This is a genomic window from Bacteroides sp. BFG-606, assembly GCF_024788145.1.
GTDB classification, from domain to species: domain Bacteria; phylum Bacteroidota; class Bacteroidia; order Bacteroidales; family Bacteroidaceae; genus Bacteroides; species Bacteroides vicugnae.
Genome location: NZ_JANUIL010000001.1, coordinates 2751087 through 2774784, shown reverse-complemented (window position 1 = coordinate 2774784; position 23698 = coordinate 2751087). Strand labels below are relative to the sequence as shown.

12 protein-coding genes are annotated in these 23698 nt (G+C 40.1%); all 12 read right to left on the bottom strand.

The genetic code is table 11. The features are described from left to right. Window positions 1-4: 4 nt before the first annotated feature. The 12 genes from NXV01_RS09750 to NXV01_RS09695 all read right to left on the bottom strand — a co-directional run bounded on the left by NXV01_RS09750 (window position 5) and on the right by NXV01_RS09695 (window position 23679). The gene (locus tag NXV01_RS09750; protein WP_259023444.1) at window positions 5-2116 is read right to left on the bottom strand and encodes a hypothetical protein; all 2112 of its coding nucleotides are present in this window, start codon (window positions 2114-2116) and stop codon (window positions 5-7) included. Window positions 2117-2234: 118 nt separating this feature from the next. Beyond that, window positions 2235-3917, bottom strand: a complete 1683-nt coding sequence (locus tag NXV01_RS09745) for a RagB/SusD family nutrient uptake outer membrane protein (protein WP_148364285.1) — start codon at window positions 3915-3917, stop codon at window positions 2235-2237. After that, window positions 3917-7060, bottom strand: a complete 3144-nt coding sequence (locus tag NXV01_RS09740; RefSeq protein WP_148364284.1) for a SusC/RagA family TonB-linked outer membrane protein — start codon at window positions 7058-7060, stop codon at window positions 3917-3919. Before NXV01_RS09740 ends, NXV01_RS09745 begins: the two co-directional genes overlap by 1 nt. 21 nt (window positions 7061-7081) lie before the next feature. Further along, window positions 7082-8746: a hypothetical protein gene (locus NXV01_RS09735; protein ID WP_234131866.1), complete on the bottom strand. Its 1665-nt coding sequence runs from the start codon at window positions 8744-8746 to the stop codon at window positions 7082-7084. A 3-nt stretch (window positions 8747-8749) separates the two neighbouring features. Beyond that, window positions 8750-10474: a DUF5108 domain-containing protein gene (locus tag NXV01_RS09730; RefSeq protein ID WP_309569316.1), complete on the bottom strand. Its 1725-nt coding sequence runs from the start codon at window positions 10472-10474 to the stop codon at window positions 8750-8752. 17 nt (window positions 10475-10491) lie between these two features. Then, a complete protein-coding gene (locus NXV01_RS09725; protein WP_234131864.1) occupies window positions 10492-12033 on the bottom strand; it encodes a RagB/SusD family nutrient uptake outer membrane protein in 1542 nt (513 codons plus the stop codon). Between the two features lie 13 nt (window positions 12034-12046). Continuing rightward, a complete protein-coding gene (locus NXV01_RS09720; RefSeq protein WP_122135667.1) occupies window positions 12047-15304 on the bottom strand; it encodes a TonB-dependent receptor in 3258 nt (1085 codons plus the stop codon). A gap of 20 nt (window positions 15305-15324) precedes the next feature. Next, complete coding sequence (locus NXV01_RS09715; protein ID WP_148364281.1) at window positions 15325-17586, bottom strand: fasciclin domain-containing protein; 2262 nt, start codon at window positions 17584-17586, stop codon at window positions 15325-15327. A gap of 34 nt (window positions 17587-17620) precedes the next feature. After that, entirely contained in the window at window positions 17621-18199 is a 579-nt protein-coding gene (locus NXV01_RS09710; RefSeq protein ID WP_122135665.1) for a hypothetical protein, read from the bottom strand. Window positions 18200-18217: 18 nt separating this feature from the next. After that, window positions 18218-19885, bottom strand: coding sequence for a polysaccharide lyase family 1 protein (locus NXV01_RS09705; RefSeq protein WP_122135664.1), 1668 nt, complete (start codon window positions 19883-19885; stop codon window positions 18218-18220). Between the two features lie 182 nt (window positions 19886-20067). Then, window positions 20068-21180 (bottom strand): hypothetical protein, encoded by a 1113-nt coding sequence (locus NXV01_RS09700; RefSeq protein WP_122135663.1) that lies wholly within the window; start codon window positions 21178-21180, stop codon window positions 20068-20070. Between the two features lie 69 nt (window positions 21181-21249). Next, on the bottom strand, window positions 21250-23679 hold the full coding sequence (locus NXV01_RS09695) for a glycoside hydrolase family 88 protein (RefSeq protein ID WP_409012926.1): 2430 nt from the start codon (window positions 23677-23679) through the stop codon (window positions 21250-21252). Window positions 23680-23698 lie beyond the last annotated feature (19 nt).

Genomic DNA, 23698 nt, shown 5'->3' with positions numbered 1-23698 from the left:
TTGATTATGGTAATGGCTTCAATCCTTCCCAACGAACATTCCATGTCCCGTCTTTCGGGAATCCCGGATTAGTTTCAAGACACCCGTCCCAACCTGCACACATCATTGCAATAGCAGTCAACAAGCCACCATTACCCGGTAAATAAATGCGCAAACGACCATCTTGATAATTATGACCATTTATCAGGTATGTATTTGTGCGTTTATCCATTAGTAAAGCTCCAACAGCCTTTTCCGGTTCGCCCAGACGGGCAGCATTCATGGCTGTCATCGGATAATCCCATCCCCAGGTTTTACCCCAATTCCAGTTATCCCAAATCCAGTGCAATGTATTTTTCATATAATCTTCCCGGATAAGTTTATTCATCGGAAGGATACCGACTGACCCCAGCACTGCCATGTGATCGGAAGTATAACGAATGTCCTTATAAGTATCTGTAGCTGTTTCAGCAGCCAGATAAAGTCCATCTGCATTATAAGCTAAAGGTGAAAGTTTGTCGAGCATTTCGTCCCATTCCAGATTACGCTGTTGCCCCATGCGCTCACGCCATTGTTGGGCGGTCTGCATTGCAAAATGCCAGTAAGAAAGTTCGAAAGGAGGATTTACTGTTTCTGCTGCACGTAACGTTTCTTGTGCGGGGATGGCACCTTTCAACACATAGCGTCCTTCCAGTTCATCATAGGTAGCAAAGGAATACATAAATTCAGCTGTCTCTTGTACTAAACGATTATATTTCTCTAGTACTTCTTTAGTCGGATCGGCACGATAAAGCAATTCTGCCAGATAAATTAAATGGGGTTGTTGCCAAATCAGAAAACTTCCTACTTTAGAGGGAGCTTCTGTTCCTGACGGGTCGGTCATTTTCATCCAACGAACACCGTCAAATCCTTGTCTCTGTGCTATTTGGCGTGCCATAGGTTCTGCTTTTTCATACCAAGCAAGTGTACGGTCGAGTAAATTGCTACGGTTCCAGAGAGCAAATTGGGCTTCGTGCCACCAGATCATTTCAAGATGAAATTTACCAAACCATGAATTATAAGTAAGTCCCGTTTCTTGCGGAGGAGTAGTACCCGCGCTTTGAATAGCAAGCAGATATTGACTAAGTACCACACGTCGTTCCAATTCTTTGGCGCGTGAATCCGTACATGACGAGAAATCAACAGCTGCACCTTCTTTCCAGAAAGAGTTCCAATAGTTTTTTGCTTCTTCCTGAGTCTGTTCCACGGTGACAGTCTGCGTAGAAGGAGCTTCACTAGTAAAAGCACAGGTAAAAGCCAGTTTGTCGTCTATCGGGGTCAGTACAAAATAATGCTTTGCTTTTTCATTCAAAGTCGCTTTCCCTTCCCAATGCAAAGTTATATAATACTCTGTACTATCTAAAGTGTGCTTCAGGACTGCAGAAGATTCATTTTGAGTAACAATCGTCGTCGTATGTTTATCAATGGCTTCCCAATTACAAGCATCATCACAGTGTCCTCCTGTAGGATACGGAAAGCGAAAACAAATTCCGGTATGTGCCTTGGAGGTTATATGAGCAGCAATCATATCACTGGAAGGATGGCAGACAGTCTCCACCTGATAATCTTCACCATTTAATTTAAACCTGCTCTCAATTTTTCCATTCCACAAACAAAGTTTCTGATGAATATCAGTCACTTGTTCAATATCCGTATCTTCTTTCACGTCGAAACCGACAATCCCTAAATGAAGACGGTGTGGATTGACACGAAACCAGTTAGCGGCATCTTGCTGTCTGCCTTTCTCTTTGAACTGTGTGGCATAAAGTTCTTTCTTCCCTCGCCCAAAATCGTACTCTTTCAAGGTTTCTTCCGGAGTGAGATGTTCCGGATTGGCAAAGCTATGCCATCCCCACTGGCTTTGCGTTCCTAATGGAACACCTTTGCTGTAATTGTCCGGAAATGTCTGCAAACCGGTTATATCTACCGTATAAGCAAACTCTCCATTTCCTACAGAAAGGGAAGCCAATGAATCGAATGCCGTAACAACGGGACTATTTCTTTCTACCAGCGCCTCACGGTCAATAACGGACTGTTTTCCGTCTCCGCAAGCTGTCCAAACAAGAAGTGCTGCAATATATGCTGCTAATGTTTTCATCATTCTTTGTTATTGTTATTTGCAAAAGTATTTATATTTGAAACAATGACGCGGATTCTCTTTCAAAAATCCGCGTCACCCCAACCTAATCCACATCAAAGGATGATTTGAGGATTTTTTATTTTAACTTCCATTTAATGAAATAATCTCCACTCATTATTTTGGAACGGATGGCTGCAGCATTACCAGTACTTTCATACTTTTCCGAAATATATTTCGCCATGAAACTATTATCTTTATAACGTTTCGCCATACGAATCATAGCCGGATAAACTTTTCCTTCGCACGCCATTTCCAACATCATTTCTTTCAATATTTCTTCGTCATTGTTTTGCACATTAGATGTGAAGGTACGTGCTCCTAGGTTACTATAGCTTACTTCTACTCCACGAATCCCTCTGTCACCATATTTACGACTACCAATACCTGTTGTCCCGTTTGAATAATAATATACAGTACTGTTATTCGTCCAATGAGGAGTAATACCATACCAATTCCCGGAATAAGTACCTTCTTCATCAATATCAAACTCACTAGAGTAAGCATTGACCCCTACATTAATCAGTGCGTCTACTACAGATCTTCTGCCCAATTGATTGAATGCTTCCGCCAACATAAAATAAAGGTCTGCACCGCGGTAAGTATATACGAATACATCATCGCGATAAGCGTTACGTACAGGTTTAGAAGTTGGACGGAATTTACTGATAACCCATTTACCATTGTATTCAGATACCGTATAACCCATTCTGAAATCTTTATCTTTATTGCCCAACGGACCGAATTCATTATTTCTGAAACGTTCTACAGCAACCTCTGCTGGTGCCAGCCAATATTTATTCGGATAATCAGAGTCGAAATGCTTCAGCAGGCTGTTCGTCTGCCTGTTTTGATAGTCATACATAATTGCAGATGCCGATTCATAATCATACGGAGTCTCGTTATTAAAGAAATTGGTATAATGGCTGAACAACATATCATTACGTAAGAAAGCAATAGATTGATTCGTGGTACTTTGATATATACTATTCATTTTATTAAGTATCAGGTTGATACATTGCTGGTATCTGCCTAACCACAAACAAATCTCTGCATATATAGCATAGTAAGGAGGAGTCATCATATCCCAACGACGATATTCACTATTTGCCAGTTCTGTATCCGGGTCCACCCAGTCTTTCCATGCTGTTTCGTAAGTCCCGTCAATGTTGTCATAACCAATATCTAACAGATTCTTGCAAGCTACCATCGTTTCGTCAAGATTCAATATGTCAAACTGTGACAGGTCTCTCAACGAAGTCATTGGTTTGTCCACCCATGCCACTTCTCCGTAGATTTTAGCGATTGTCATAAACATCCATGCTTTGATACGCAGCGTACTACTAACTAATGCTTTATAGTGGCTTTCATTTATAGAGTTCTTTTCTTCGTATGCTTTCAATTTCCGAAGATAATCGTTACAAGCATTTACTACTTCGTAGAATCCAGAAGGGTCTGCGTATGAATTACCGCTTAAATCATCATCGTAATTGTACAAATTGTAGAGTTCTGTGGGTGCCGTTGCAGTCGGCACCACCATTTCTCCTCGAAGTTCATTCAAATAAATCACTTTGTCTCCAATGGCTTGCATTTTGGTCATGATACCAATGTAGCCGGAGTACATCTCACTTTCTTCTGATATATAATCCTCATTATCCAGTGTAACATCTGTATCAGGATTGAAGAAGTCATCGCATCCTCCCAATAAGGTAACCGCCAGAATGAAAGCGGCGTTTAATAATATCTTTTTCATCTGCATCATTAGAATTTCAAGTTAATACCCAGTTTGACTGATTTCGGTTGCATCACTTTCGCATAATCAAATCCCTGTGTGGCACTGTTACCGGATGAATAGGCAAATTCAGGGTCCATTCCTAAATATTTGGTAGCAGTAAGCAAGTTTTCTCCTGTCACATACAGTGTGCCGGAACGGAAAAACTTCCAAATCGGTTTGTCGAAACTATAGCTCAACGTAACGCTTTTCATACGTAGAAAAGAAGCATCTTCAATCCAACGGGAAGAGAAATTATTATTTCCAATAGCATCTCCATAGCTGGCACGCGGGATATTAGTCACTTGTCCTTCTACATTCCAACGATTAGTCACTGCTACACTTTGGTTAGAGAAAGAAGAAACTGATTCCAATGTCCTTCTTACCGCATTGTATGCTTCATTTCCTTTTGAATAAGAGAATTCGGCCGCCAGTGAGAAATGCTTATAACGAATATTGGTATAGAACCCTCCAAAGTAATCAGGAGTGGCACTACCCAATGATACATAATCTTTAGAATCAATACGTCCGTCATTATTCTGGTCTACATAACGTACATCACCAGCACTGTATGCCTGATTACTGCTGTTGATCAATGCGGCTTCACTCGCTTCCGCTTGGGTAGAGTAGACACCGTTTGCTTGCAATCCGTAGAATTCATATGGATTTCCACCTACACGACTTACTATCATCGAACCGTCACTATATTGAACTGTTTCCTGATTGTTTCCGCCCAATGATTTAATCTTACTCTCCATGAAAGAGATATTACCTCCTACAATCCATTCAAAGTCACGCATACGGATAAGGGAAGCTTGCAATGAAAGCTCCACTCCATTGTTATCAATTTTTCCGACATTTGCATAATAAGCAGATGTTCCATAGATAGCAGATTTTCCAATGTTCATGATTACATCTTTGCTTCTGCCACGATAATAATCTACTCCCAGACTAATACGGTTTCTCAAGAAAGAAGCATCCAAACTTAAATTCATCTGGGAAGTTATCTCCGGTTTCAAATGCGTATTCGGGATTTGGGTACGCATAATACCCGATACAGCCATATAGGGTGAACTACTATAATAAGATTTTCCATAATTGGAAGAAAAGCGACTGTTTCCTGTCAGGCTGTATTCTGCACGCAAATCCAGACGGGTGATCCAATCCTTGTCTATAAGGAAAGACATATTCTTCGCCATCCATGTGATTCCGCCTGATGGATAAACCCGAAAATGGTTGGTGTATCTTCCGTTTGCGGAAGAACCGTCGATAGACATATTCAATGCAGCATTCAATACATGATTATAAGTATAGTCAACGTGACCATAAATATTAGCCCAGTTCCATTTATTCTGATAACCGTCGAAATAACGACCTATAGCATCAGCCGAACCCAGTACCTGATAGAAGTCATTGGTTGTGTTGCGAGCGTATGCCCCGTCGTATTCCTGCAGAGTAGTCAATATTTGCACTCCTGCCATAGCATTCAAAGCATGACGGCTACTGAATTGCTTGCTGTAGCGTGCGTTTAGGTTATAAAAATAATTAGTCGTTTCGTTTACACCTTCCCGTATCGTATTTTCTTCAGTACCATATGTATCTGTAGTAGGAACGATAGTAAGATCTGTTCTGCCTGGAACGAAAATATGCTCCTTATTATAGTTATAATAAAGCCCGAAGACACCATTAAGAGAAAAACCGGGAAATATTTTATAATTGAAACCTGCCTTAATATTCACATCATATTGGCGACTGTTCGCATCCAAGTCATTGACAATGGCTAACGGGTTACTTACAGCAAAGTCCATATTTTTGCTGATTCCATAATAGTAGTCGGAGTAAATCGGAGTAAATTCTCCGTTATCAGCCTTCTGATAGGGAGCAAGCAGCGGAGACTGCGCATAAGCGGCGAGCAAAGGATTGGTACGCACATTCATCCCTTGTTCTTGATAATTACCGTTGATATATGCCAATCCGACAGTAGCATAGACTTCAAAATTCTTACTTACTAAGAAGTTTCCGTTCAACTGTGTATGATAGCGGTTCTGCTGAGTACTTTTCAATATTCCGTCTTCTTTAGAGTAGCCCAAAGACAAGTCATATTTGGCGATAGCATCACCACCTTCTACTCGAAACAGATTTTCTGTCACAAATCCGCTCCGGTAGATTTCATCTTGCCAGTTCGTATTGTTATTGTAATAGTTGGCGTATCTACTATTAGTTGGGTCGCTCATGAAAGGGAATTCGGTAAAGAACTCATCCATGTTTCCGAAATAACTCATTCCCATGTCTGATAGATAAGAACGGTAATCTATACCATTCAGCAAGGGCATACGTTTGTTATTCCAATTAACACCAAACTGGCCGTAATAACTGATTTCCGTGTTCATATTCTCCGATGTAGCACCATCTGTTTCAATCAGAATGACACCGTTAGCACCCATAGAGCCATATAAAGCCGCTTCCGCACCTTTCAAAACGGTGATATTTTGAATATCATTGAGGTTGTAAGCCTGAAAGATATTACGGCTCAATCCGTTAATCAATGGTGAATCATTTACGTCCGGTATATAAGGAATGCCGTTGATGACTACCAGTGGAGCATTATTACCCACAAAAGAACGTGTTCCGCGAAGATTGATGAAACTTCCCTCTCCTGGCATACCGCTACCACGGGTCACTTGCAAACCCGCAATCTGTCCAGCCAAGGCGCGATCTATCTTCATACCAGCAGGTACGAAATCTTTTTTAGTGATATTCTCTGCAGAAGTAGTCACTTCATTCGTTTCAATACGGAAGGGCAGCACTGTTGTTTCATTATACTTATATTCCGATTCAGGAATCATTATGATCGTCATCTCCTTACGGTTGTCCACTGCTTGAAGCACCGTATAATATCCGGCAGCCCAGACAGAAATAGTGGCTTTCTGTAGATTCTTGCATTCAATTTGAAAAACTCCGCTCTTATCCGTAGTGACATTTTCGCTTCCGGTGACGGATATTACCGCACCCTCAATCGGAACATTCAGGGTGGATAATACTTTACCGCTTATTTTGCCTTGTTCCTGTGCATACAGATTGACAGCGACCAAGCAAAGTAACAGGGTGAAAAATAAAACTTGTATCTTTTTCATGTTGTCTTTATTTTCATAAGATTAATAACAGTCCGCAGTTGGTCTTAAACACCAGTGGTATAGTGCTGCTTCAGATAGATTGGAACCTGATCCACTAAGACGTATCATAATTTCGCTGGCTTCGTCTCCCGGAATAGTGACTGTACCTACAGCACCTCCATCACGATCATATTTTGATTTATTTTTAAATCCTTGTGCAACAGCTTCATCTATTCCTTCCGGATATCCGCCTCCGCCACGATCATAGTGGTAAGCAGATGCATTATTAAGCACCGACTGAGAAAGAGTGGCTACAGGAATTTCTTCTCCATTCTTGATAATTGAAACGGCAATCGCTCCTAAAGTTTTCTTTTGTCTGAACCCCATGGTGAGCGTATATGTTCCAGGAGGAACCTTATAAGGAGTAGCCACATAGCGAGTTCCCACAGTTTCACCTCTAAATGGTGTATAATCAAGCGTATATATTTGATTATCAGGATCTGTTAAGTTAAAATAGAGAACTCTGTAATATATCGTAGGGAATCCTAATGCTGCCCATCCTGCGCAGTTCGCTTCATCCGTTTCACTAATCTTGTTAAATGAGAGATTGGTAGTCTTGAAATACGTATCTTTATCATCGGCACTCAAATATTCGTAGTTTCTGAAAAGCTCTTTAAGGCGATATATCAATACGTTAGTAGGTATCTTCATTTCAGTGACATGGTAAGCTACTCCGTTACTCATGGATATCGGATTGTCAAGATCCACTTTCTGCACGGTCGTGCGCCATTGTTTACTGAATACAGAAGTTAAGTCCTCATTGCTTTCAAAACTGGCTTTATCATAAATCTTATTAAAGAAAGCCGATTGAAATATCCAGTTTTCCAGAATGCTGTCTGCACGTGTCATATTCCAGTTCTCCAGATTCTTCCGTGCTACGCTTAATGCGTTATTGATTACGTCATTGGACGGGATTAGCATGGTAGCACTGAGATTTTCGGACATGATGTCAAACTTTACCTTTTCAAAATAAGGAGCTCTTACGGTAAATACCGAATCGTATACGGTATTTCCCGTATTGTCTACTCCTACCACTTTACTCGCGTCTCTGTCAAATGTCAAAACATTACGTGACAAGATCATTTCACGGAAGATAGAATAATCGTCACCCAAATTTTCTATGATCTCATACATGCTGCGCGGAGCATTGATAGCCTGATCTAACAAATACAAATATCCATTGGTCAGTTTAACTACCCGAGTTACGGTTGCATTATTAAATTGAATACTAGAAGTATTATTTTCCCCATCGGTTTTACTGATATTCAAATATTTACCGCTCCACATCAAAAGACGTTGTCCGCCTTCCAGATTTGAAGGTGAGATAGAGGCATCAGAGATATAGGTCTGAGCGGTGTATATAGGATCATCCCCCGCTGCAATGCTTGACTCCACTGCCAGAATGGTGTACATTTGTTCTTTCGCCAATAATTGTTCCACCATGCCTGTTTCGCTGAACAGCTGGTACATATTACTTAAAGAGGATTCTTGAGCCAAATAATCGGTAAGGGATTCATTGACAATGGAAATCTCCGTATTATTAACCGTACTGGCGTTTTGAGCATAATGCTCATCCCATGTGTTAGTACAACCGCTTCCTATCAATCCGATAAGGGCAATGCCGAGTATATATTTTTTTGCTTTCATGGTTTATTCGTCAAATATGGGTTCAAATTCTAAATAATCTAAGTATATACGATAATCGGATTTATCACTAGCAGCAGGGTCCGTCAATACCAGTCTGAATGTGTGAGTAGAGTTTTCTGTAAATTCTATCTCATCATAAATCACATCTTCATAACATCCCAACTTGTTGCTTTTGAGAGTAGTGGTTGAACTGGTATACGGTGCACGTGTGACAGAATGATCTCCATCAAAGCTGAAAATCATTTGTCCTCCGTTACTTCCGCCACTTTTTGTTCTGATAAAATCCATAGATGTAGCATAACCAAAGTGTAATGTTACTTTGTACTTTCCCTTGATGATAGACGGTGTTTCCATTGAGATCCAACCTGTATTACCAATGTTCAACATTAGAAAGTCATAATTACGGGCAGTTTTCCAGTCATTATTCGTCCGGGTAGTAAAATAGGTAATATTATAATATTTATCAAAAGCTCCTGATGGATTCTTTAGTTCATATTCATAACAATTAAGTTCTGAGATGTCGCATTTCTTTTCTGCCGTTCCAAATGATTCCTGAAATTTAATGCCCTCCTCTCCATGACCGTCTGCAATCCAGTCTTTGATAACAGAGAAATTACATACATCAAACAATACAGTTTCCGGTTTTACATCCGCAATCGGCAGGTAAGTGGAAACTTGATGAATATAGCCATTCTTAGCTTGCAAATTACAAGCGTCTTCCACAAAGACAGCTTTGTTTGCTTCGTCCTGATAGTTCAAGTAAAATTTTCTATCTTCCTCTTGGCTTATTCTTACCACATTTCCTTTGCACGATGTGTTCCATATCTTAGAAGTCGCATTTTCACTGTCAAAACTCTGCAAGTCGTTCAAATCATAACTTCCGGTCAGGATGTGATAGGCTACATATTTATACAATGCATTCTCCAGATTACTATAGTCACTGCTTGCTCCCAACAGTTGTGCTAAATCAGCCAGACTATTGATACCTGCATCATGAAAAACATCATCCGTTACAGCTAACAGTGTGTAATTGCGTTTCTGCTTGATAGTTTGTCCCTGATCATTTTTCAGTTCATCATAGATAATGTCCAACTCAGCTCCCCATCCCGTCGCATCTAAAGCGGACTTCAAGAGGGCGTAAGGACGTCCGCTTTCGGATATCCGGGCATATACGCTTTCAGTAAGCGGAGTTAACGTATTTCCTAACACATATACATAACCGTTGGATACCGGATTTGCAAATTCAAGCACATGGGCTTCACTGTTCAGATAAACGGACCGCATACCACCACCGCCATTTTCCGCACTTCCGAATGATACCATCAAAATATCGTCAGAAACAGTTTTCTTAGCCAATGCACCTTCCTTCTCAATAAAAGTTGCTTGATTAATGGTGTCTTGTATAATATGATAAGACACCAAATTACGTGCATATTCCGTTCCCAATTCTTCGATGGAAGAAACCCCTCTCCGAGTGTAAAACTCCTGTACAGCTGTATTGTTGGGAACGAAAAGAGTGAAGCGCTGGGTAGCCTGATTCACCGCATTGTATAAGTCCGCATATTTCATGATGTGAATCCATTCGGAAAAGTCTTCCGACCTGCTGGATAAATAAGTTGCAGCAGGCTGTGTATCAAAGACCACAAAAGTGTCTCCATCATACGGATCATTACAAGCTGCACATAAAACGATGAGCAGCATCCAGTAATATTTTTTTAGTTTTTTCATCATATATCGTTATTTAATTATTCGTAATAAGGATTTTGTGTCAATAACGAGTTGTTGAATATATCTTCAGCAGGAATTGGCAGATACCAAGCATTATCGTTATCCAAAACAGAACTCAGCCATTTATTTTCCGCAGTAAGGTTATTCTCCATAATGATTGCTTTAAAGCGGGCTTTATACTTGAAGTTTTGCTGCTTACCGTAGCGCAATAGGTCATACCAACGCTTGCCTTCTGCTGCAAACTCCATGTCGCGTTCGTCCAATAGCATTTCCAATAACATTTCTTCAGTAGCTTCGTTAATATTGTCCGCACTGACTTCACTTCGTGGGTTTAGCTCTGAACGTTCGCGTATCTGATTAATTATAGCCAATGCTTCTGTCCAGTTGGCAGAACCGCCGATACGAATCAGTGCTTCCGCTTTCATCAACATTACGTCTGCCATACGATAGATGATATAATTGGCATCCAGAATGGTGCGTACAGCTTCCCGGTCGGCGACTCCCATTCCTGAATATTTCCAGATAATGCCGTTGTCCGGATAGTTAGCATAAACAGTACCGGCGAACGAGCCATAATAGGTGCGACTTATTTCATCTCCTCTATGTTGTGTGTATTCATCTATTAAGCGAAGAGTCATCGGCTCAGAATACATATAAGAGTCTATTGTAACATCAGTGCCATAAGGGAAAACCTTGGACGGGCTTCCACTTCCCTGCGCATAATTGGTTTCATCATATTGTATTTCAAAGATAGATTCGTTACTGTTACCGGGATAGAACATATTGAACCATTGTCCGGGTGTCGACATAAATACTGGTCGCATAGCGGCTGTAGCGTTGATCAGGTAATCAGCATAGGTGACACACTCTTCGTAATCTTCTGCCCAAAGGCAAGTTTCCGCCATCAGTGCGTACAATGCCCATTTGGTAGCACGTCCTTTGGTAGCCCATGTTCCGTCAAATGTTTCTTTGGCAGCATTAGTTGCCAACGCTGCATGTACATCACTTCTTATCAGCTCCAGAATTTCCGTTTCGGATGACTTGGCTACATCATTAGGCATGGCATCGTCTACGTAGGGTTCGGTAATCAAGGGAACCTCTCGAAAGTTACGTACCAGATACAGGTATGACAGTCCGCGTAGAAAATAGGCTTCTGTCAGATGTGAGTTCATTCTCGATTCATAATAACTCGCATCTTTGTCCATCACGGTTGGTGCATATTTCAACACAGCATTCGCCATACCGATCACTTGGTAGAAGGTACCCCATTGAACTGTTGATGTACTGGGCAACACCTGAAAGTTCTGAATTAGACCGGTTTTTGTTCCTCTGCCAGGGACGATGACAGAACTTCCTCTCAACTCTCCCCAATTGATGATATAGGGAACACAAGTACGTAAACGACTGTATCCCTGAGCGAGAATGGCTTCCACATCTTCGGAAGACTCCCAGTACATATCGGTGGATTGCTTATCTTTGGGCAGAACATCGAGCCAATCGCTGCATCCACTCACCAACAAACTTCCGGACAGTAACAATATAGTAAATATCTTTTTCATGTTCGTAGATCTTTTAAAAACTTAAATTAAAGCCGGCAACAAGTTGAATAGAAGCCGGTGTAGTAGCACTATCTGTGGCATATGTATTTTCGGTCTTCACTTCCGGATCCTGACCGGTGTATTTAGTCCAAGTAAAGAGGTTGTATCCAGTGACATATACATCAATATTGCTAAATCCCCAACGCTGAATTATTTTTTTCGGCAAGCGATAGTTGAACGACAACGATTTCAAACGCAGGTAAGAAGCATCTTCCACAAAGCGGTCGGAACCCAATGTGTTGTATCCTTCTCCATAAAGTGCACGCGGAATATCTGTCTGATCGCCTTCATTACGCCAACGTCTAAGGACAGCCGTACTTTGATTGTCAATTCCACGCATGGATTCATTATTCAGACGGGTAGAGTTGACTACGTCCTGTCCATAACGTCCGTAAAAAATAGCCGACAGCTTAAATTGCTTATAGCTGACGTTGACACCAGCACCTCCGGTGAATCTCGGATTAGAGTTACCTAAATAGACAATATCATATTGATTGATGACACCATCATGGTTTATATCCTCGTAGAGAGCATCTCCGGGAGCTATGGTAGCTGTTCCATTCCGCATAACAATCGCGTTACCGGAAATATCTTTCATCACGTTGCCATCTGCATCACGTGCATACGTAGCATCTTTATTCTGGCAAACACCTTTGTAGCGATAGCCGTAGAAAGAACCCATCGGACGTCCTTCTTCTCTACGGTATGCATAGATGCCATTACCGAAGGTATAGTTTTCTTCGGTATAGTTATCCGGCATTTCCGTAATCTTGTTCTCGTTGTGAGCGATGTTAAAGTAGAACCCTACACGCCAGTCTTTATTTTCAAACGGGACGGCATCAACACGGAATTCCCAACCTTTATTCGTCATCTTTCCGGAATTCATGTAGCTGACTTCATAGCCATTTCCATAACCAATACTAGTTGGCATTTTAACTTTCTTTTGCAACAGATCTTTGATATATTTCTGATAGACATCGACCGTGAAGCGAAGTTTCCCTTTTAAGAAAGAAGCGTCCAGCCCTGTATTATATTCAGTGGTTGTTTCCCATTTCAGGCGATTGAGCTGCATGCTGCTCGGGGTAATGGCGCTCATATCCATGTAATTGTCTCCGGAGGCGTACGAACCCAGATAGAGCGAAGCGCCAGAGGCAGCATTCCCCGTCTGTCCTAAACTAAAACGAAGTTTAAACTCATCCATCCAATCGTTCGAAAAGTCCATGAATTTCTCATCTGCCAAATGCCAAGCGACACCGACAGTAGGGAACATTCCTAAACGTTCCGATTTACCCATAGTTGAGTTGCTCTCTAATCCCAAAGAAGCATTGACGATATAGCGGTTCAACAGAGTATAGTTCATTAAAGCCACACCGTTGATGCTACGCGTCTTAGAATCTCCAGAACTAATTTTACGTACGGCACTTCCGATAGTAGGATCGGCAAGACCGGAAGAAGCGTTACCGGAAGTTTCACTTCCATAACTGGATTTAGTCGTTTCCACAGTACGGAAGACACCGGTCGCAATAATGCTATGCTTATCATTCCAATTTTTACGATAGATCAACTTGTTCTCGGTATTGATGGTCAATTGGTCAGAAGAAGTATCTGTACTGCGGTTTGCATTACTGTCAGTCCAGGCAAGTCCGGTAGCTACTTGCGGCAAAAACATGCGTCCTTTCGTATTACGGATATTCATGTTGACATTACCCCAATAAGTTAGCCCATTCAATATGTTGTATTCAATGTTGAAATTCATCTTACTTTCCCGCTGGATAGTTTTGTTGACACTCTCATTCGCCATAGCAATAGGATTGTAATATCGACTTTTTTTGCTGTCAAAGGCCGGATCTAATGTGGAATTTTCATTGTGATTGAAATACTGTGAAGTATAATTTCCAGTCGCATCGTCGATATAGTAAGGAGATTTGTTTGGTGCTTTGCGGAAAGCCTCTGTACGTACATTGTAATAATTATTATTTCTCGTAGACTGAACAAAAGAGAATTGCGTTGTAAAAATTAACTTGTCAGAAAACTTGTAACGTACGTTTAACGAGGAGTTCAAACGACTGAAATCGGTTCCGACAGTCGTACCGCCTTCATCCAGATAACCTAAAGAGAAACGGTAAGTTGCTCTTTCTCCTCCACCACTCATAGAAAAAGTATTTTCCCATGATTGCGTATTTCTACGTACTTCAGACAGCCAATCTGTATTCTGGTTATATTCGTCAAAATAAGTCCAGTCCGGCTGATAACCGATCTCCGGTGAATTGTAAAGCATCTGCAAATAGCTGGCAGAGTTAGCAAGACCAATGTAATTGGCACTATTCCACAGAGCATCGGAAATTAAGGCCGAATATTGATTACCATCCAGCATCGGAATACTTTCCGGTTCAAACTTGGCGGAGAACTTGGAAGAAAAACTGAAACGCGTTTTTCCCTGCACTCCTTGTTTTGTTTTGATGACCAACACACCATTAGCACCTTTGGTACCCCAAACAGCAGTAGCCGCCGCATCTTTCAAAACCTCAATGGATTCAATATCTTGCGGTGAAATATTTAGCAAGGCACCCAAGTCATCATTGTTGATGGTCGAAAAATCCGTATTATCATCAATCTCAGCCGGATAAGGTACACCGTCGACTACGATCAACGGTTCGGAATTGGCGTTCAGCGTACTTCCACCACGAATCTGGATAGAGGCACGTGCACCGGGGTCACCACCGCCTAATACAATGTCGACACCACCCAACTGCCCCTGCAGGGCATCTTCAATAGAAGTAACCGGAGCAATAGCTACCAAATCTTCCATATTGACTTTCTGTGTGGCAGAAGATTGCTCTCTGGAACTGATACCCATATCGTTGCGTTCAATTCGTTTTCCCGAGATTACCACCTCATTGATTGACTGTGTATCGTCTTTCATGGTAACATTCAGCCTGGTCTGACCATTATACTTGATTCGTTGGGTTTTCATTCCAATATAAGAAAACACAATGGTCAGATTATTTTCATTTGGTACTTTCAAGTTGTAGATACCGTCCATATTTGTGATAGTACCGCCTAATGAACGGTTTTGGGAATTAAGGATGTTAACGTTTACTCCCACCATAGGCTCTGCTGTCGCGCCAAACATCTCGGTCACTTTACCGGACAGGACTTTAGCTTGTCCAAAAGCTTCGCCGGCAGTTGTCGCGAATACGATAGCAATCAGTATGTATTTTAATAATTTCATAATCTCTATTTTTCTGTTAATCAAAAGACGTCATCAATCAGGTGGAAACAACCCTCTTCGTATGCGAACGGAAAGTAGTAATAGTCTGGAATCACATGACATTTTTTGTATCCTTCCAACTGGATACTCAGTGAAGTCCCGTTATCTGTATAAATCAGTTGTGGCACAGTCGCTCCTTCAGTTTCTGCTGTACGTTCACTCCAATAACGTCCACTCTTGAAATCAGATCCAATATAAGGATAAGAAGCTATCACATTTTGTTTGGCAGTCATAAAGTATGAGTTCAGATAGTTTGCCAATTTTGCTTTATCAAAGTCACCAGTCAACTCACCATTGGCATCAAATGAGGCATTGGTTGCTCCCGGAATCCTATTATCCAATAAGGCTTGTTTGATAGCTTCATTGGTAGGAATAAATGCGACAAACCGTCCTTTTAAGAAAATATTCATCAGTACTTGATTAGATATAATATCTGTTTGACGCAGTAATTGGGTAAAGCAGTAATACGGATAATTCCTGTCCGCACAAATAGCAAGATTGTAATTCAAGTCACCACTTTCTGCCATAAATAGCTGATTACAATCAAAGCTGTAGGCACTGCCGTTAGAGCCGTCTTTCAGTTTCGTAAATGGGAAGAAGACCTCTCCATTGAATTGAGGATTCAATTGCTGATTGAAAATAGCATTACAAGTAATTTCTCCGTCCTTAACAAACCAGAAGTTCCAACTGGACTGTGTAGGGATTACTTTCATTCCATCCTCCGGTAATTTACTATCCTGGCCACTAGGAATGCTGGCAGAGTGTAAATACATAATATTCTGTTTGGCAGAACTGCTGATTTCTGACCAACCATCATCCCCCATTTCTTCCAATCCTTGAGTACTATAAACGGTTCTAATACCTGAAGCATCGAATTGGTCCGCAGTGGGAACAAGCATAATATATTTCACTAAATTAGATGTGTAAGAGGATATCAGGGAAGACCCTCCCAATGCATAAAGGAAAGAACGTGCATCCCGATATTGGAACAAAGGTCCTACTACAGACGCGAATGCACTCGGTTCCTGAATCTCGTTCATTCCATAAAGTGCACCGTTCACACACATGATTTTTTCGTTCAACATTGCCGGATTAATATTGATTGGCGAACCGAGCAAGGATTCCAGTTTTCCTGTTCCTATTTCTTCGGGAAATACCAATGAGCCACCATAGATAAACTGGTATAGAAAATAGTTAAGAGCCAATGGATCAACCTCTCCCAATGAAGAATAACCTCCGACTTTCCAAAAATTGTCGAAGAAATGATTAATGGCTGTGTTTGACGGTGCAAAGATGCTGTAAGCGGTAGCAGTCAATAACGTAAAATTTAGATAACTGCTTGTAGGCCATTCACAAGCAATGTTCGGCAGACTGTTGTGCTGATACTGATAAAGGGTATCTACCCCGTATGCGGCAGCATAGGAATCACTTAATGTATTATCGGCAATATATTCACCGAAGGAATCGTATAAATTGAAGAAGATAGAATATTCATCTTGTTTCTTCAATTCGGTATAAATTGTTTCCAATGGTTCAATCACCCGATCAATCGTATGAATATAGCCATTATTAGCAATTATTCCGTATTCTTTTACTGATGCGTTAGATACGTTGAATCCATTTTCTCCTGTCCAAGTAGAGTTAGGATAAAAAGCTTCGTAATTGCTCTTCGCATCAATACCTTTCGTCTGGAAATAGCGATAAGAGAATACCGGCAAATAGCGTTCCAAGTGGTACACCATAACAGAAGAACCTGTAGCAGTTGTCTCAATTGTTGGCGCATCACTGCTTCTTGTTCGGTGTTTGTAATACAGACCTGCTGCTACACTCTGCTCTTCTTCTGTTTCCGTATTTCCCGTTGGGCGGAAGTTTACCAACTTCTCCTTATTATAAGAATAATAAAGAACGTGGTAACCTATTACTTTTTTTACCTCATCTACAGGCATGTCGTAAATAGTGGCATAACCTTTTTCGTTTAGATAGGATTGGAAAGCGCTATCGTCTGGTGCCATAATAGTCAGGATTGCTTTACCTTCAAGCATTTGCTTGAAACCGGCAATCTCAACTCCTTGCAGGAAGATGGAATAGTTTCCGTGTTCACTAGAACTTAATACTTCCCATGCGTTGTCTGCTACCCAGTCTGGCACTTCGTAGTGCTCGTCCATATTATCTTTACAGGCAGTAAAGAGTAATGGAATGCATAACAGCCAAAGCATTTTTCGTAAAAATGTTGCGTTTCTCATTGTTTAATAATTTATGAATTTCTAATATATTGCTTTATTCTTCAAAAAAAAGTTCGATATCTAATGCATACTCGTGCTCTGGCACATAAGGATAATCAACATCAAATTCAGCTTCAAAATCAGCGTTAGAAAGAGAACCTCCGGGTTCTATTCTATCTACAGTTTCGTCAAAAAAAATAGTACCCAACCCTGTACATTGTGATGCAACAACCATTCTACATTTTTTTATACCATAGTATCTTCCCTCATCAATCAACACTTTTACTTTTACGTGATGAGTTCCATAGGTTAAATCAAAATAGCTCCAAACGTATTCATCGTTTTTTAAAAGCCCGCCTAATGGTCTAAAATAATCATAATGATCATCTATCCATACAAAACATTGATCTATTCTATATGCCTCAGGAGTAGAATAATTGAATATATAATCCTTAAAAGAATTAGCATAAATATTTAGAATAGCAACAAAAGTGGTTGTATCTGTTTCTATGCTTCTCGTTTGCACTGACTTAGATTTGGTTGCCTCTATAAAATAGTCTTCATTTGTACACGAAATAGCAAAAAAGACAATACAGGACAAACAAATAGCTTTTAGAAATCTGTACTTTTTCATAATATGATTTATTATTAGTTATTCACCGTATGCTTCTTTCCAAGCCTTTTCATACTCATCCGGGAATTCAAGAGAAAGAGCATAGTTCTCAATCATTGTATATCCGTTCTCTGCAATCCGAACAGCATCTCCTGCATTATTTTTATTTAGCCCCCATTTATCCTCAAAATCATCGGGTATGCCGTCACTGTCCGTGTCTATCGGACCGGTTACACTGACTGCAAATTCAGCGTTCCAAATATTGGCCAGTGGATATTGACGTTCTATCGTCTGATTACGAAAAATCATGCCTTCAATTCCCAATGAGGTTAGTTCGCTAATCAAAAATTTGTCGACTGCATCCCGTTCTGGCAAAACAGGACCTACATTCTCCACCACCCAATAGTAAGCTTCTGTTGCACTGGTTGTAGAAGAAATGGTCGGATGTAAAGCATCCGGAGCACTTAATCGATCTATCACAGCACTACAATAGGTATTCCAATTGCTTTGCGTAAGTTCAAATCCGTTCAAAGTACCATCTTTATCTTCATCATAATAGTTGCCTACACAATAGGAAAAGAATGTACCCGTACCTCCACCACCGGTGAGTGGTTTGGCGGGATTCACTTGATATTTAACTTCATAATATCCGTCTCCGGATTTTCGACATTGCTCTTCATCACCAATAATACTTGGGTCTACATCTACTTCCGCAAAATTCTGCCATGTCCATGCCGGTCCTTTAATAAAGTAATTGTTTTCAATCACCGTATTGGAGGTTCCAGCGGATTCACCTCCTGCATCATAAGCTGTTCCATTTCCCCAGTTATAGATTATATTATTAACGTATTGATTCAGCCCTTTTACTTTAAAATTACGGGTCTTATTATCAATTAATAGATTTCGGAAAATAGTAATTCCGTCTTTTTCACCGGTTTGAATTAAACCTCCGCAAGAATGATTCTGGCATCCTTGTCCTAGAATTGAATTCTGCAATGTTATGTTATAGAGTCTTTCCGGCTGCTTATCATTATTGAGTGAGAAACATTCATCTGTTCCCCACGTGAAAGAACAATGGTCATAAATTTGATCATGACCGTAAGCTGCCCCTCCCGCATCTATATTATCACTGCTACTAACCTGCCGACCGGCACGCATACGCAAATAACGTACAATCACGTTGTCAGCATTGGTAGAAGACGTTCTGCCATTGTAGAGCACAATGCCGGGAGCGGGAGCTGTTTGGCAGAGAATCGTCTGATTATCTTTGAATACAAGCACCTCTTTATTCAAATCAATCAATCCAGATACATTGAATACTATGATTCTGTTTGACTGACTAACAGCATCTCTAAACGATCCAGCACCACTATTATTCAAATTGGTTACAACATAAACCTCTCGATTACTACTGGCACGGGCTCCTTCCGAATTTCTACCGTGCCCCACTGCTCCTGGAAATGCTGGCGCGTTATTGGCAAAGTTAGGAAATGCAGGACCAGAACTTGTAGAACCACCACTTTCTTCATCCTCCAAAAATGAACTGTGAGGATTGATGGCAGGGTCTGCATCCTCCTCATCTACAGGTTCTTTATCTACACAAGCCGCTAGCGAGGAAAGCGAAAACAAAAAGAAATATAAAATGCTTGTTAAGCATCTCACGGCAATTGGATATGCCTTTTTTTGAAAAGTTGCTGTGTTTCTCATTTTATATATAAAAAATAATTAAGAAATACTTATTTGATTAATAAATTAAATTCAAACCTAAAAAAATTGTATATCAGTTATCAAGTATACTTGATTATTTTGCTATTTACGCAATCAGTAGTTGAATATCTATTTTAATATTGATCCCATCTTTATACGTAAAAATCAAGATTTTTTAGTTATTAAGGTACAATGCCCCATTGTGATGCATAAGCATCCTGAATTTCTTTGGTATTGAAACATACAATCTCAATGTTGGGATAATAATCGATAGTAGCATCTATCCTAACTGAAGATTCGTCTAATTCATCCATAGGATACCATTCTGAATATTCTCCGTCATCCCATTTTACTCTATAATAAGCTGAATACCAAGATACTTCTGTTTCACCAATCATTGTATCAATATTCGACTGTAATTTAGCCCATATACCTGTTATTAAATATAATTCATATCCAATATCATCACCATTAGGTAATCTTACCATTTTATGCCAACTTACATTATTAATAACCATTCCATTTCTATCTATAGAAAGTTCTTGTTCACAATACCCTTTATAACAATATTCCTTTTGAGTAGAATTATATACAATTCCAAGAACAAAGTCAATATAAGTTGGCTTAGCTGGTTCAAAAATGGATTCCCATTGATAATAAGTATAAACACTAACGTTTCCGTTTACATAAGGACCTGAAGAACCATCGTCGTATGTTTCATCATAAAATCCTAATGTAATATCTAATGTATAATCATTGTTTTCAGCATAAGGAAAATCTACATCAAATTCAACTGTAAAGGCTGAATTTGTGAAAGAAGAATCTGCTCTTTTAAGAATAACTCTATCGTAAAGCACCATACTTGCTTCACCGTTCTTTAAAGTTACCAAAGCATTACATAGTTCAATCGGATATATATATGATTTACCATCATCAATTTCTATATTCAATTTAATTCGATGTTTTCCGAAAGGTATCATAAAACTACCTTTTACATTTTTTCCACTTTGTGGATAAAGGCATCTAGTATGATCTTCCTGATTATCAATATATACAAAACACTCATCTACATGATCACCTGTATTATACTGATAATCAAAATAAGGTTTTGTAAATAAATTCAGATTAACCATACATGTATTATCACTTGCCTCGTCACTTAAAAGTCCTTGCTGCGCATCTCTTTGCATCAATGCAGTCTCTTCATATTCCATAAAGCCATTACCATCACATGAGATAACAAGCAAAGGAATAATTAAAAATAACATCGATTTGATAATTTGTTCTTTTTTCATGGTACTACATTTTATTAGTTCATTAATTGAAACAATAGTCGAAAATTTCCTATCATTTCTACTTCTATATTATTTGTTCAGTTCAATACATCCCATAATGAAAGGTCCTGTTGCTTTAGCATCATTATCTCTCATTTTCTCTCCTATATAATACTCGAAACTGCCGTCACGGTAAGGCTTACCACCTAATCCACCCACTTGGCAACATTTTGTCAATGTCAATGTTCCGTCCGAATTTGAGATTAGTAGTTTATCACACAGACCTTTAAAGGCTTTTTCTGCAATAGCACGATACTGACTATCAATATATCCTTTATTCACAGCTTTCATATAGGCATACATACATTGTGTCGTAACAGAAGCTTCCGGAAAATTACCGGTACGTGAAGGTTGGTCAATTACTTGATACCACAAGCCATTTTTATCTTGGTATTTTGAAAGAGTTTCTGCTAATTCCTTCGTCCATTTAATCATATCAGCATAGCCTGAATGATCTTGGGGAATATATTCCAAAGCATCTACTAAAGCCATAAACCACCAACCGATACTACGTCCCCAGAAATTAGGAGAATGGCCAGTTTCCGGATCAGCCCAGCGCTGGCTACGGTCCTCATTCCATGCATGATAATAAAGTCCGGTCTTGGTATCGTATGTATGCTGATGGCAGAGAGTGAACTGTTTAACAGCCTCATCAATCCATTCCGGACGATTAAATTCAGCTCCATATCTAGCCATAAAAGGAGAAGCCATATACAATCCATCCAACCACATCTGATAAGGATATATTTTTTTATGCCAAAAACCTCCATCTGTTGTACGAGGTTGTTTTTTTAGCTGATCTATCAAATTCTCGATAGCCAATTTATATTTCTCCTTTTTGGTTTCCTTGTACAAATCAAACAGAACTTTCCCGGAGTTGATATAATCCAAATTATAGGTTTCTTTCTTATACAAATAAATATCCCCTTTATTATCTACCAAAGAATCAGCCCATGCCTCTACATAATCAAAGTACCTACGGTCTCCTGTTTTCTTCCAAACTTGTAACATCGCACAACAACCTACTCCTTGCGCATAACCAAAATACAGGCGTTTTCCATGATCCAGTTGCCACGCTTCCGGGAAACGACGAATTTCCGAATCGGCAAACAGACGATAATAAGTGTCGGGAGCAAAAGTATCTGTACGGAAAGGGACTGCCGGAAGTCCGGCTTTATTAAACAGATTTACTCTAAAGAAAGTCCCATAACCGTAGCGTACAGCTACAGGTACAGAGACATAAGTTGAAGAAAGCGTTATCGAACTTCCATCAATTACGGCTTCAGCCGGATAAAACCGCGCATCACTACCAGCAATAAAAAATCCTTTTACCGGTTCATTGCCAGGTGTCTGCAGACCACCTTCCGCAAAATCAAAATCTAATGTAATTTCTCTCCCATTCACTTTCATTGATTTGTAGAGAGGTCCTGAATAAACAATCTTTTTACCATATTGCTTTGCTAATGCCCAAGCTGCCAGCCGTTCGCCCGGTGCAACTTTATTTCGTGGATGTATGTCTGTAGAATCGGCTGCATCCGTCACTACTGCCATACCAATGTTCTCAAGTCCACCTAACCATGTTTTCAATTGTGCTTCACGAATACCTGCCGGTTGTTTGTAATGTGGTGCAATCTGTACAAAATAGAATGGCATATCCGGCTGATTCCACTCTTTCCGCCAACTATTTATCAAGTTAGTAAATACCTCCTGATATTTCTCATAGCGAACAGAGTTGGACTCTCCCTGATACCAGATATTCCCTTTTACAGTATACCCTACTATAGGAGCAATCATACCATTCCACAATGTAGCCGGAACCTTGCACTTATCTTTTTCCCTACTCACCTTTTCCTTTGAATATTGTTTTAAGACATCGGCATACAGCGGATTGTTTTCCATCACTTTCATGCTTGTCCAGGATTCGGCATGTGTTCCTCCCCAAGTAGACTGAATTAAACCAACCGGTGTACTCAATTCCTTATACAATTTACGCCCAAAGACAAATCCTATAGCAGAAAAGTCTTTCAGATTCTCCGGACTACAAACCACCCACTTCCCTGTACAATCCTCTTTTTCACCATCAGGCGCCATCTGATGCTCTACATGAAACAGACGGATTTCCGGAAAATCAGCATCTTTCATTTCCTCCGCTTCATTCAGCATTCCTGTTTTCCATTTCACTTGCGGATTACGAGCTACTGGAAATTCCATATTTGACTGTCCGGTACAAAGCCAAACTTCACCTATTAATACATTATTGATATGAATCTTATTATCGCCTTTCAATATCACAGACTGTCCGGAAGTAGCAGCCGGTGTTTGTATCATCAATTCCCAATGACCGCTTTCTGAAGCAACCACCTTATATTTCTTATGATCCCACGAAGTTTTTACCTGAATCTTCTCTCCGGGACGTGCTTTCCCCCAGAAACGTACTTTCGCATTTTGCTGAAGTACCATATTATCTGATAATATAGAG

What these genes read in the sequence shown, in the direction of transcription:
- NXV01_RS09745 (WP_148364285.1), bottom strand. Translation starts at nt 3,917, where the DNA reads ATGATGCAGATGAAAAAGATATTATTAAACGCCGCTTTCATTCTGGCG.
- NXV01_RS09730 (WP_309569316.1), bottom strand. Translation starts at nt 10,474, where the DNA reads ATGAAAAAACTAAAAAAATATTACTGGATGCTGCTCATCGTTTTATGT.
- NXV01_RS09695 (WP_409012926.1), bottom strand. Translation starts at nt 23,679, where the DNA reads ATGGTACTTCAGCAAAATGCGAAAGTACGTTTCTGGGGGAAAGCACGT.
- NXV01_RS09750 (WP_259023444.1), bottom strand. Translation starts at nt 2,116, where the DNA reads ATGAAAACATTAGCAGCATATATTGCAGCACTTCTTGTTTGGACAGCT.
- NXV01_RS09720 (WP_122135667.1), bottom strand. Translation starts at nt 15,304, where the DNA reads ATGAAATTATTAAAATACATACTGATTGCTATCGTATTCGCGACAACT.
- NXV01_RS09715 (WP_148364281.1), bottom strand. Translation starts at nt 17,586, where the DNA reads ATGAGAAACGCAACATTTTTACGAAAAATGCTTTGGCTGTTATGCATT.
- NXV01_RS09700 (WP_122135663.1), bottom strand. Translation starts at nt 21,180, where the DNA reads ATGAAAAAAGAACAAATTATCAAATCGATGTTATTTTTAATTATTCCT.
- NXV01_RS09705 (WP_122135664.1), bottom strand. Translation starts at nt 19,885, where the DNA reads ATGAGAAACACAGCAACTTTTCAAAAAAAGGCATATCCAATTGCCGTG.
- NXV01_RS09740 (WP_148364284.1), bottom strand. Translation starts at nt 7,060, where the DNA reads ATGAAAAAGATACAAGTTTTATTTTTCACCCTGTTACTTTGCTTGGTC.
- NXV01_RS09735 (WP_234131866.1), bottom strand. Translation starts at nt 8,746, where the DNA reads ATGAAAGCAAAAAAATATATACTCGGCATTGCCCTTATCGGATTGATA.
- NXV01_RS09710 (WP_122135665.1), bottom strand. Translation starts at nt 18,199, where the DNA reads ATGAAAAAGTACAGATTTCTAAAAGCTATTTGTTTGTCCTGTATTGTC.
- NXV01_RS09725 (WP_234131864.1), bottom strand. Translation starts at nt 12,033, where the DNA reads ATGAAAAAGATATTTACTATATTGTTACTGTCCGGAAGTTTGTTGGTG.